Genomic DNA, 12719 nt, shown 5'->3' on the forward strand with positions numbered 1-12719 from the left:
TTCGTTGATTCCATTTTCCTGCAATCCGTATTCGTAAGGAACACCCATATTCTCGCGTAGTGTTTTTCCTTCATATTCCTTATGGAACAAACCGCGTTCCTGCAAGATAGGTACTACCTGATTCACAAAATCTGCAACGCCATCAAAAGTACATCGGGCACAACTGAGAATCCGTCACATGCTTCAGCCAAAAACCATTCTTCCAAGAAGTCAGCAACCTGTGTCGGAGTGCCTGCAACGACCGGATGATAGTTGATGACCCCGTGAGCTAGAACATCCCTTACAGAGAGTCCTTCTTTTAATAACTTTAAGGCTCTCGGAGAACGTGGGTCCATGGGGTTGGCATAAGCATTTTTTAACAAGTCTGCCGCTAAAGGTTGATCTATATCTACGGAGTTTACCGATAATGGTAAACCAACCATGGATCCGAGGTAACTTACCCTGCTGGGGATTTCCTGAGGATTGAAGCTCATAAGCTGTTTCCGACGATCCAGAGCTTCTTCCTCCGTTGAAGCCAGAGAAAACATAAAACCTGCAAACATTTTGATATCATCGGGGTTTCGACCAAAACGTACAGCGCTTTGCCTTATCGCTTGTCTGTGTTCACGGGCAGACGTAATATCATAAGGATTGGCGTACACTCCCGAAGCATATTTCCCAGCTAATTCTAATCCTTCACTTCCTCCCCCTGCCTGGAAAATCACTGGCTGCCCTTGCTCAGAGGGCGGAATGGGCAAAGGACCACGAGATGCATAATATTGACCCTGAAGGTTTATAGGCTGTATTTTGTCCATATCAGCAAATTCCCCTCCTTCTACATCTAACGTCCAAGCGTCTGGTTCCCAACTCCCCCACAAGGCCTGAACAATTTGTATGCTTTCATGTGCCTTGTCATAGCGCTCTTGGCGATTTTCAACCCGGGCACCGAAATTAGCCGCCGCTAGGGGGTCGGATGTGGTAACCGCATTCCATCCCACACGTCCATGACTGATAACATCCAGTGCTTTGAACTGACGTGCAATGTTGTAGGGATAGTTAAATGTTGTAGAGAGGGTAGCCACAAGCCCGATGTGTTGTGTCTCTCTTGCTACTGCCATCAGTGCCAACATGGGGTCCATAGGGAACATAGGCGTCTGTGGGCCTAAATTATTGGATAATGCTGGAGTGTCAGCGATGAAAATCATTTGAAATTTTCCTTGTTCAGCTAATTTAGCCCGTTCTACATAACTATCCATATTGGTGTAAGCTGCAGGATCCGTGCCAGGCATTCTCCATGCGCTAAATTCGGCTCCATAACCCGAAACCATCTGTAAAGCCAGTTGCATATCACTTCTTTTTTTCATAACGATTTTCTCCTTCGTTCTGGACAGGCACAGATATGTGTGCCCTTACTATAGCGCGAATATATTTAGCATGCTAAGTATATGGATGAATCAGATTTTGTTCCGTTTAGTGAGGGTTATAGATATTGACGTTCACCGGTCTGGGCTGATTTCTCGACGGCATCCAGTAACTGATGTAGTTTCACCGCATCCGCGAAAGTAGGTGCTAAGGTAGTCCCTTCTTGAATATCTTTGGCGAACTTACGATAAGCCTGAGCCATGTTCAGAACAATTCCGGAGTCGTTATATAGAGAATGTGGAGCCGAGTAATAGGCATCGGGAATGGTTAGTTCACGAAGCTCGTTGTCCGTAGATCCTGCACCGCTTAATTGATGTGATCCGAATTGAATGGATGCAGGGGCGCTCAGAACAATCGTGCCGTTGTCTCCGAAAATTTCAAGTGTGAGTCCTGTCTGATGTTTGACTCCGCCTTGAATATGAACGCTGGCTGCCGCACCATTAGTCAATTTTCCTGTAATCATGATCTGATCATCCGTTGTTTTCTTGATGACTTTCTGAATATCTACCAATTCAACTTCTGAAAACTGTTGAGCTGTGGTGGCAGACAATTCTGTAAAGTCCCCAAGCATATAGGTAAATGCATCCAGATTGTGTCCACCTACAATGGTCAGCAAATTCCCTCCAACTTTCCGGTCAAACAAGTACGCAGTAGACTTGTCACCAACGCCCCCCATGCCATCTATAGCAATCTTCAGGTTGGCAGATAACACTTTACCGACATAACCTTCTGCCAATAAATCTTTTACATATTGAACGGCCGGGGCTTGTCTAGCCTGTAATCCAATCGCATTTGGCAGTTGTGCGGACGCTATCCATTCCTGCATTTCAAGCGCTTCCTCTGTATTCGACCCCAGTGGCCATTCACAATAAATTGGTTTGCCAGCAGGCACGACGGCTTTAACGGCGTTATAATGTTCCTTGACATTAATACTGACAACGACCATATCCACATCAGGATGCTGAGCCAACTCCTCCATATTATCAAAGCCGTGATCTGCATAGAAAGCTTCTGCGCTTTTCTTTGCACTCACCATATTACTTGTCCCAACCGCTGTAAGCTCGAACTCATCCAAATGCTGAATAGCTGGAATATGTGTTCCACTCGCCCACCCGTTATTAATGGATGCCCCTATGATACCTGTACGGATTTTTTTACTCATTGTTAAACATCTCCCTTGTTAAAATTTACAGTATGATCGAATATCGGTTTGCCTCCAGCCCTTATCAGTCACTCATTTCTATGATATATTTATTTAGCTTGCTAACTATCCAATCGAGATAACATTAATTATTCTTTCACATTTTAGGTAAACTAAAATTGTTTTGGTGTTGACACCATCATAGATGTATTTGTTTTATTAGCAAAGAGGGCAATTTAAATGAACATAGTACATCTTTTTGTACCTTTGGATCAGGAGTGATATGAATGAGAGTTTGCAACGAAGGATTTGAACAAGAGTTTATAGATGGAAAAAGTGACATGTACGCCATAGCTTTTACTCAGAATGTCCTTTCTGGGCGTTGGAAATATTTTATCTTATGGTACCTAAAAGACGAAACACGGCGATATACGGATATCAAAAAATTCCTTGGAGATCTGTCTCAAGGCTCCCTTACAAAGCAGCTTAAAGAGTTGGAGAATGATGGTGTTATTCAACGTGATGTATATCCGGAAGTTCCTCCGCGAGTTGAGTATTCGTTAACAGACAAGGGAATGAAGTTACTACCGATCCTTGAAAAGATGGAGGACTTTGGCAAAGAATACGGCTAAGCAACTTAAACTAGGCTTCCATATTACTTATCTTTGTTAAAGGGGGGATGATATGTTTTTCTTCTTTTTTTCTCCTTGCTTTTGGTGCTGTTCTGACTATCGCCTCTGTTCGACTTCTCCTTATAGACAAATAAAGTTGCTATTGTAGCAACTTTATTAAAAGACATTTTTAGATTTCTTAAACATTTTCAGGCTCATAAATTCCGTAACCATTCTTGCCATTCTTTTTAATCTTATACATGGCTCCATCCGCATGTCTCAGAAGTTCGGAAGGCTCCTGTCCATGCTTGGGAAATAGGCTGATACCAATACTCATCGAAAGGTTGATATAGTTTCCGGCAATTTTGAAATGGGTACTGAATGCAGCTTCCAATCTTTTGGCGATGACTTCAGCTTCGTAATCATCTTTCAGATGGCTTAAAATGATGAATTCGTCCCCGCCAAGCCGAGCTACAGTGTCCGCACTTGGAATTGTTTCGCTTAATCGCTTTGCCATCTCCAGCAACACTTGATCGCCAACATGGTGTCCATATGTATCATTCACTTGTTTAAACCCATCAGCATCCACAAACATGACGGCTAGTTTGTTATGGTTTCTTTGGGCATTACTGATGGCCCAGGCAAGACGGTCATTATAAGCAAGACGATTAGGCAGACCTGTAAGTGGATCATGCAAAGACAAATGCTTGCTGATTTTCTCGGAGATTTTGATTTTGGCGTACTCCGTCTCCAGTTCTTTGATCAGATTTTTAAGTTTATATACCCTGGTATTGGTGTTAGTCATGTCAGTAATCTGAATAAGGGCATAACTGCGATCTTCATGATAGAGCGGTTCAACATGCATATTTTGTCTGAATAATTGTTCATCCTCTCCTTCATTAGGAAGAATGAATGCCTTATGTAAAGCGCTTGAGCAAAATCTGCTCTGTCCATGATACAGCGCATTTTGCAAAATATTTAGATACATATTTGACTTAAACCGTGGGCAGACCTCAAGCAGATTTAAGCCTACTACCTCTTCTACGTTCTTGCCAGTAAAGCGCTCCAACCAGGCATTCCAGACAACAATTTTTAAATGCCTGTCCACGATCATTATTCCCATATGGGCTTTGTTCAAAGCTTGTGAAATAAGATTATCCATTGTCCGCCTCCAACAAAGCGTCCATTTTTGCCAGCAGGCTCGATATGGAGTTCATGCTCAATGCTATGACAATGATACCTGTCACATCCGTATCGGCAAGTAAAAACGAGGTATGTAAAACCAGGACATAGACTTCATTCTGAAGCAATATTTGTTGATCGGAATTGGTGACATAGATCAGTTCAATATCAGGCAGGACGTATTCCAGTTTGATCTCCAGGAAATTACCGAATTCTCCAATAATGGCGTTAAGCAGGACATTGCTAACTTCCTTCAAAACGTCCAAATCCGTATCCATCAGGTTCGGATCGTTCGGTATAACGCTCTCACCCAGTTCTCCAAGACAGATGTTTGCCAATACTTTAGCCTGCTCAACAGGAAACATCAGAAATGCTTTTCCCTGAAATTCGTATCCAAACTGTAAGGATGACCTAAACAGGTGACCTTCACTAAAGAAAATGTTGTATCTTCGATCTCCAGGATCAACATCGGATATGGAGATTAGTTCCACTTCCGGTATATTCAAAACGATACGCTTGTCTACAATCTCTGACAACATGTTAGCCGCTTGTCCCACGTAAACGTTCACTAGTTCAGTAAGCAAATCCTTCTGTAAATCATTCAGCATGATAGGCCGCCTGAATCAGTTGAATCATGGTAGTTGCCTTCTCTGCAGTTAACGGTTTATTCAAAAAACCAGAAATGCCTAACATTTCAACTTCATCCCTAGTTGTCTTCTGAATATCTGCAGATAAGATAATAATTTTGACATTGCTATCCGTTTCTCGAATCATTCGAAGCATTTCTTGTCCGTTCAAACCAGGCATCAGCAGGTCGGTGGTTATAAAATCAGGTTGAAATTCCTTAAATAGGTTGTATCCTTGCTCTCCATTATTAGCAATCTGAATCTCGCATGCTGGAATATGATCAACAATCAGCTTTGTAAGCAATTTCTGTACGAAAATGGAGTCTTCCACAATTAATACTTTCATTTTCTCTTCAGTCTCCTTGATAAAATGGTAAGAGCTCGGGATGGTCAGGCGCTGTGGACAGTTCTTGATATAGGGCTTTCGCGCGCAGTGGCACCCTGAAAAGAGACTGACTGGTGAATCAAGTAAATATAAATTATAGTAACTTTAATTTAATTGTCAACAACATTATTGAATAAGTTAGATTCGTGTGCAATTGACATACTACGGCCGCCGTTTAAAAAAACATAAAAAAAACGGTCACTCTAGTGACCGTTTTTGATCGGTTATCTGGAACTGCATTAAGTTTACTCTTTTACCCCTCCAAGCTGCAAGCCATGAACGAAATACTTCTGCAAAAATGGGTATACAACTAAGATGGGTAATGCGGCAACAATCGTAATCGCTGCCCGAATAGATACAGGTGTGACCATGTTACGCGCAGCACCAAGATCTGCACCATTGGCAACGGCTGCACTGCTGTTGGAATTCATAGAAGATGATAATAGTTTCATCAACTCATATTGCAGCGTGCTCAGGTTTTGTTTGGAAGATGCATACAGAAACGTATCAAACCAAGAATTCCATTGACCGACTGCAATGAACAGTGCAACAGTAGCGAGAACCGGTTGGCACAGCGGTAGAATAATGGAAATGAATGTTCTGAAATCTCCAGCACCATCAATTTTGGCGGATTCGATCAATCCCTCCGGTAGTGTCTGAATATAGGTTCGAATAACAATCATATTAAAGGCACTGATCAGCCCAGGAATAATGTACACCAGGAAGTTGTTTAACAAATGTAAATCTTTCATTAGGAAGTAAGTTGGAATAAGACCTGCACTAAAATACATCGTAAGAACAACTGTAATGGTAATGGGCTTTCGTAATATATAATCTTTTCGGCTTAGTGTGTAAGCCAGCATGGAGGTTAAGAATAGACTTAGAACTGTCCCCAAAACCGTTCTCGCCACAGATATACCAAAGGCGCTGAAGATGGTCCCTCCTGCAAATACTGCTCTGTAGTTTTGATCTGTCCATACCCGAGGCCACAGATAAATCCCACCTCGGATGGTGTCATTACCGGCATTGAATGATACGGCGAGTGTATTCACAAACGGATACAGGGTAACAATCGCGATTGCGATCATCAGTATACCATTTAACGTATGGAAGACAATCGGTTCAAGCCGAGATTTATTGATTCCCATCTCTAGTCCCCCTTATATTAATCGGTCTTCCCCGAGCCGTTTGGAAATTGAATTCGCCGCAAAGATCAGCGTGATACTAACTACTGTTTTGAAGATACCTGCCGCAGTAGCCAAAGAATAATTCCCGATCTGTAGTCCGTATTTCAGGACAAATATATCTATCGTCTGTGACCAGTCGACAACCACACCATTACCTAACAGATACTGAACCTCGAATCCAGCTTCCAAAATCCAGCCCATATTCATGATCAGCAAAATGATAACAATGGATTTGATTCCGGGTAAGGTCACATACAGCATTTTCTTATATCGGTTCGCACCATCAATCTCTGCCGCTTCATAGAGGGAAGGATCGATAGACGTGATGGCCGCCAAATAAATAATGGCATTCCAGCCAACTTCTTTCCATACATGGGATGCGCCTACAATGCCCCAGAAGTATTCCGGAACGCTAAGCCACATGATAGGTTCTTGAATGATATGCAGCTTCATGAGTACCACATTCACAATCCCACCATCTACAGATAGTGAACTTGCTACGATACCTGTCACAATAATCCATGAGAGAAAGTGAGGTAAATACGATATTGTTTGAATGGTTCGTTTATATAACTTATGTTTGATCTCATTAAGTAAAATGGCAAATATAATCGCTGTCGCAAATCCGAGCACCATATTGATGACGCTCATCGCAATGGTATTACGAAGCACGTTAAGAAATGCATCGTCTGTTAGCAAAAACTTAAAGTGTTTGAGCCCGACCCATTCCTGCTGCGTGAAACTCTTCGCAGGACTGTAATTCTGAAAGGCCATAACCCAGCCCCAAATGGGATAATACGAGAATACAAGAATGTACGCAACGATGGGCAATGACATGAACATGAGTTGTCTTTGTCCGCGCAATCGTTTTAACAGTGGTGCTTTGGGAACGACTGTACGGGTGGTTTGCTCTGGTATGGCTCCAGGCGTGTTCGCCATCTTTCACTCCTCCTATTGGCTTGCAACGACTTTAAGCATGATGTCTCGGAAGGCACTCACCTGAGTAATCCTTTGGTTGATACCTTCCAAGAGAATCATTGCCGCATTTTTTTATTTAACAGACCAGTTCTCAATTCTCCATTTAAGTTGTTCATTAATCCGGTCTTCATAGGATTTGACATTGATTTTCTTGTAAGCGTCTACATATTCAGTCCAAATGTTATCGAACTCATCCGGTTTTGACATGATTGCTTTAGGCAAGAATTTCAATGAAGTGTCTGTCATTTGTTTGTTCGCTACTGCAGCATCAGAGCCTTCTTTCAGATCGACCTGCCATGCTGGATAGTACACTGGATTTTCTGGTGCAGGAGAGAAGAAGTCACTCCACGTTTTGAAGCCATATGCATCCAGAAGTTCTTTATCTTCCGGTTTGAGGTTGTCATAGAATTCCTCAGGTTGGTTGATCGCTCCAATTGCATTGCCATCTTCAAATGTTCCTTCGAGCTTTGGTGCCGCAGCATAAAAACCTTCTGCTTTGTTAACCAATCTCCATGCCGGATCATCCTGCTCTGTCCGTTGCTCCGGTGTACGATAGAATCTTCCCTCTTCATTCACCTGATAGTCTACACCCTCTTCACCCCATGACAAGAGCTTCTGGTACTTCTCGTCCATAAGCTTATCGAGGAATTTGATAAGTGCAACAGGGTCTTCAGCATCTTTACTGATACCAAAACCATTGTTCAAGTTAATGACCGGACGATCCAGATAATGATCTGTGATACTTGTATCATAGACAAGCGGGAAGCCTACGTATGTCTGGCCAATTTTCCCCTGTGCTACGAGTGGGTCTTCTCCGGCTTGGAAATTCCAGTGCTGGTCGAACATACTAAGCACACGTCCCGAAGAAATTTTGGCCAGATATTGATCGTAGTTCTGAACAAAGGCTTCTTTATCCAGCAATCCCTCGTTATACAGATTGTTTAGTTCTTTATAATACCGTTTGGAGATATCTTTGTCGGCAAAAACGGTTGCGACTCCACTATCATCTACGACTACGCCCCCGTCATTGGGGTGACCCGTAAGATGTTCAGGTGGGTTAAGCAAAGGGAACGTCCGCCAGTCTGAAGCCAATGTAGTGAAACCAATCGTCGGTTGACCATCAATCGTTGGATTCTTGGCTGCATAATCACGGATCAACTTTGTGAAATCATCCAACGTTTTAGGAGTCGGGTACCCGGCATCCTTCAGTATGGACTTTTGAATCCAGAATGCAGGACCAGAATAATAGTTACTAATGAACTCCCCTGTATACACTCCATAGTTAGGCAACCAGTAAATATGTCCATCACTGGAGTCTTTCATCCGGTTCCAGTCTTTACCGAAATGTTTCTTCAGATTAGGTGCATGCTCTTCAATGAGATCTTCGAGCGGAATAACCGCACCCGCTGAGACCAACTTGGTGTCTGCTGTGATCAGATCCGGGAAATCGCCCCCGGCAATCATAACGCCCAACTTCTGTTGAAGATCACCTACTAGAAACTCCATCTCAAGATTAACGCCGAGTTCATCCTGGATCTTCTTGTAGATTCGGTTATCTTTAGCTGGCGCCTGATTTGGCGTTCCGATAAAGGCCGTGATGTTCAGTACCTCTTTCCCATCCTTTGTAGTCGCTTTCTCATTGTCACCGCTGCATCCTGCCAGTGCCAAACTCAAAGCCAGAACGAGTGATACGGAACCCCAAAGCTTCTTTTTCTTAAGTCCCCCCATGTACTTGCCCTCCTTGGAAGTGGTATGTCTTACTGTTTTTAGTATGAAGAAATGTATGCGGTTACAGAATATATACATTTAAGGTCTACCCCCCTGTAATTGTAGGTCTTATTCAGGAGGGGTTCTTCTTTTTCATGGATCAATTCGCATACTTTTGCCTGTATTCTACTGGTTTCATGGCTGTTCGTTTTTCGAAGTGTCTGAGAAAATGCTGGTAACTGCGGTACCCAACCTGTTCTGCAATCGCACTTGATGTTTGATTCGTCTGCTGGAGCAGACGCTTCGCTTCTTCCATTCTTAGATCATGTACTACCTCAATTACACCCTTACCATACTTTCGCAAAAAGGATTGCCCTAAATGGACAGGATTCACGTAGAATCGTTCTGCGAGCTCCTGGATCGTAAATGTCTCCCTGTAATGCATCTGCACATATTCAGCAACCGTCGCCTGGATGCCACCCATTTGCCTCTCCCGGAAAACAGCCAGTTCTGACTTGCATTGCAAACAGAAATGTTCCAGATTGTTAGCAACCTCTTCTATATTTCGATGGCCCTTCTCCAGAATTCCGCTCGCCAATTCATTCATTAGAGCATTAGGTTCTCCTCCTAATTCTCTACACAGGGACAATCCGCGGAATATAATATGAGTAGAGAAAATATGTACAATCTCTGGCGCAGCCTTCATCTGTACAAACAGTTCAAAAGCACTCCGAATCGCAGACGAGAGTTCCTCTACAGAACCGTTTTCAAGCAAATCGCAAATATGGTCCACCTCTGACAGCGTTTCCGGATCAAACTGCCAATTCTCCAGCTGAATATCTTCGGCAAACAAAAGACGCTCTTGGTTAAAAAACAAATACCGCCCAACTTCCTGAGCGGAGCGGAAGGATTCAGATAAATGCTCCAGTTTGTTAACCGTTAATCCAACCGCGATATGAATTTCTTCGCAGCCGTTATGTTGCATATTGTTTATCAAACGCTGGGTAAAAGCTTTAATTGCTTCAAATGTCTCATTTCTATCATTCGTTTCCTCCCCCCATACAAGTCCCAATGAGTCTCTTGTTCTGTCTATTACATAACAGCAAATTGTTTCTTCAGCCGTTTGTTCGACTACTGAACAGACTTCCTGAATATCTCCCTGAAAGGCTATCCGCAGGTATGCCCAATGGGACTTGTTTAAACGAGGAAGGATCTCTGACATCTCCTCCTCCGATATATTTTGCTTATCCTTAATCAGTGCAGACAAAAACGCTTTGATCCTTTGCTCGTTTGCATGTTCCCTTATACGCTCCTGGTTTTCACGCTCCTGCAATTGCATACGGAGACGGACCAACATATCCTCTGCTTCTGTACTATCAACCGGTTTGGTTAAATAGTTGGAGACACCTAATCGAATAGCTTGTCTGGCATAATTAAAGTCACTGTATCCACTCGTGATGACAAACAGCACAGACTCATGTTCCAATCGTCGTGCTTCTTCTACAAGTTCCAGCCCATTCATCACAGGCATACGAATATCTGTCACCACGAGATCAGGTCGATCTTGTTCCATCATCCGAATGGCTTCCTCACCGTTGGCGCACACGCCTCTGATTTCGAAACCATACTTTTCCCAATTGATCAGAAGCTGTAACCCTTCAATGGCATAAGGTTCATCATCGACTAACAATACTTTATACATGAGAGTTTACCTCCTATTTCCTCTGTTCCAGCTTGGAGATCGGTATACGGTACCCTGCAATGGTTTCCTTTCCAGGTACACTGCTTAGATCAAATATCGCATTTCCTTCATAAAAGAGTTCCAACCTGCGGTAGACATTGCGGAGTCCTACATGCTCGCCGTTCCTGGGTCTTTCAGAACGAATATCTCGCAGGAGCTCGGTTAGTCTCCCTGCATCCATACCGATTCCATTATCGATCACCTGAATAACCAGTTCAGAAGCGTTTCGTCTCGCCGTTATCTTGATCTCTCTTCCATTTTTTCGCGCCTGCAAGCCGTGTTTGCAGGCATTTTCGACGAGCGGTTGAATACTCATTCGGGGAATGAGCAACGAAGCTGTATCAGGATCAACCTCGAAGGTGTAATCAAACAGCTCACCAAAGCGAAACTTCTCAATCTGGAGATAAAGATTCGTAAATTGCAGCTCTTCTTGCAAAGGAATCAGATTGTCAGAATGACTGAGCAACTGTCTCATCAGCTTGGAAAGACTTTTAATAATCTCAATTACTTCCGTATATCCATTCTTTGTACTAACGACCAGCAAAGCATTCAATGTGTTAAATAAAAAATGGGGATTCATCTGACTCTGGAGCATGGACAATTCAGTCCTCACTTGATCCAGCTCCAAATCTTTTTGACGGATTTCCAGTTTATATACGTCATTAATCAGCGTATGAATTTTACCAATCATGATGTTAAATGTACGAATAAGCCCGCCAATTTCGTCGCGGCCTTCGTGAATTTCAATCAGATCGAATCGTTCGTTACGAACCTTCTCCATATGTCTGGATAACTTGCGAATCCGATAGTGGTAGGAACGCAAAATAATGTAGATCAATACAGAGGGGACCACGATACTTAATGCGAGCAACCCCAGAATTGATTTAAAGGCTTCTTGCAAAAGGTGGTCAAGGTGACGCGTATCGGCAACTCCAATCAATTTCCAACCCTTTAGGTAGGCTAGATTCCCCAACGATTTTTCGAGTGTGTAAGCAGAATCTCCAGATTCCTTGAGCATTGATTCATTATCAAGGGGGGATAAGTCGGTTTCGCTGAATTCCCCACTTGAAACGACGGTTCGATTGTTGCTGTCCACCAGACGCAGCTGAAGACTGTCTGATTCACGATTTAAAATGCTATACACCCGGCTAAGTTCCAGATCAATCTTGGAATACTTGTTGTAATTGGCATAGGAAGTATAGGTATCCATTTTGCCAATCACACTGATTCTTCTTCCCGCGTTAAATCCGGATGGCTCAATATAATCAACGACAAGAATGCCTCCACTGGTGGATTTCAGCTGTTTCAATCCAGGGAGTACATTCTTGTCTTTCATCACGATATAATGACTGCCCGTCTGAATGGTATCGTTATCCGTATAGATACGCACCTCCAGAATATTCGCTGACATGTACCGTGTTAATTTATCTCGCAGGAATGCATGGTAGACGTTGTAATAATCCACGGGGGAGTGATAGGTCCGATCCAGTGCCTCATAGAGCGAATCGTCTGCTGCAATAATTCGGCTCAGGGCAACGCTCTCATCAATCATGCCTAGCAGTTCCCCCGCAGCCCTGTCGATGGATTTACGCAGATTTTCCTGTTCTCTAATCTTGATATCCGCAGAGGTTCGTTCATAAAAGAAGATATTAATCGTTATTACAGGAAGGAGAATACTAAGTACATAAATAAGCAGAAATTTGGATCGGAGAGGAATATCATTAACCTTACTGAACATCCAGAATTTATGACGCATATAA

The 12719-nt window shown here is 43.0% G+C and carries 11 protein-coding genes; 1 reads left to right on the forward strand and 10 read right to left on the reverse strand.

The annotated features are described in order from the left end of the window. Positions 1-122: 122 nt before the first annotated feature. Both QF041_RS05605 and QF041_RS05610 read right to left on the reverse strand, forming a co-directional pair. Positions 123-1343 (reverse strand): NtaA/DmoA family FMN-dependent monooxygenase, encoded by a 1221-nt coding sequence (locus tag QF041_RS05605; protein WP_307412760.1) that lies wholly within the window; start codon positions 1341-1343, stop codon positions 123-125. A 116-nt stretch (positions 1344-1459) separates the two neighbouring features. Continuing rightward, positions 1460-2563: a Gfo/Idh/MocA family protein gene (locus QF041_RS05610; protein WP_307412763.1), complete on the reverse strand. Its 1104-nt coding sequence runs from the start codon at positions 2561-2563 to the stop codon at positions 1460-1462. A gap of 266 nt (positions 2564-2829) precedes the next feature. On the opposite strand from QF041_RS05610, the gene QF041_RS05615 reads away from it, so the two are divergent. Further along, positions 2830-3174, forward strand: coding sequence for a winged helix-turn-helix transcriptional regulator (locus tag QF041_RS05615; protein ID WP_074095086.1), 345 nt, complete (start codon positions 2830-2832; stop codon positions 3172-3174). Between the two features lie 178 nt (positions 3175-3352). Here the strand turns inward: QF041_RS05615 and QF041_RS05620 are convergent, their stop codons facing one another. The 8 genes from QF041_RS05620 to QF041_RS05655 all read right to left on the reverse strand — a co-directional run bounded on the left by QF041_RS05620 (position 3353) and on the right by QF041_RS05655 (position 12715). Beyond that, positions 3353-4315, reverse strand: coding sequence for a sensor domain-containing diguanylate cyclase (locus QF041_RS05620; protein ID WP_307412765.1), 963 nt, complete (start codon positions 4313-4315; stop codon positions 3353-3355). After that, on the reverse strand, positions 4308-4943 hold the full coding sequence (locus QF041_RS05625; protein WP_017688455.1) for a hypothetical protein: 636 nt from the start codon (positions 4941-4943) through the stop codon (positions 4308-4310). The genes QF041_RS05620 and QF041_RS05625 overlap by 8 nt, the downstream gene beginning before the upstream one ends. Then, positions 4933-5307: a response regulator transcription factor gene (locus tag QF041_RS05630; RefSeq protein WP_091016260.1), complete on the reverse strand. Its 375-nt coding sequence runs from the start codon at positions 5305-5307 to the stop codon at positions 4933-4935. Before QF041_RS05630 ends, QF041_RS05625 begins: the two co-directional genes overlap by 11 nt. A 284-nt stretch (positions 5308-5591) precedes the next feature. Beyond that, a complete protein-coding gene (locus QF041_RS05635) occupies positions 5592-6494 on the reverse strand; it encodes a carbohydrate ABC transporter permease (RefSeq protein ID WP_017688457.1) in 903 nt (300 codons plus the stop codon). 12 nt (positions 6495-6506) lie between these two features. Further along, positions 6507-7472 (reverse strand): ABC transporter permease, encoded by a 966-nt coding sequence (locus tag QF041_RS05640; RefSeq protein WP_017688458.1) that lies wholly within the window; start codon positions 7470-7472, stop codon positions 6507-6509. 111 nt (positions 7473-7583) lie between these two features. Beyond that, on the reverse strand, positions 7584-9239 hold the full coding sequence (locus tag QF041_RS05645; protein WP_307412767.1) for an ABC transporter substrate-binding protein: 1656 nt from the start codon (positions 9237-9239) through the stop codon (positions 7584-7586). 139 nt (positions 9240-9378) lie between these two features. After that, positions 9379-10920, reverse strand: a complete 1542-nt coding sequence (locus QF041_RS05650) for a response regulator (RefSeq protein WP_307412769.1) — start codon at positions 10918-10920, stop codon at positions 9379-9381. Positions 10921-10933: 13 nt separating this feature from the next. After that, entirely contained in the window at positions 10934-12715 is a 1782-nt protein-coding gene (locus QF041_RS05655; RefSeq protein ID WP_307412772.1) for a sensor histidine kinase, read from the reverse strand. Positions 12716-12719 lie beyond the last annotated feature (4 nt).

The sequence above is a fragment of the Paenibacillus sp. W2I17 genome (assembly GCF_030815985.1).
GTDB lineage: Bacteria > Bacillota > Bacilli > Paenibacillales > Paenibacillaceae > Paenibacillus.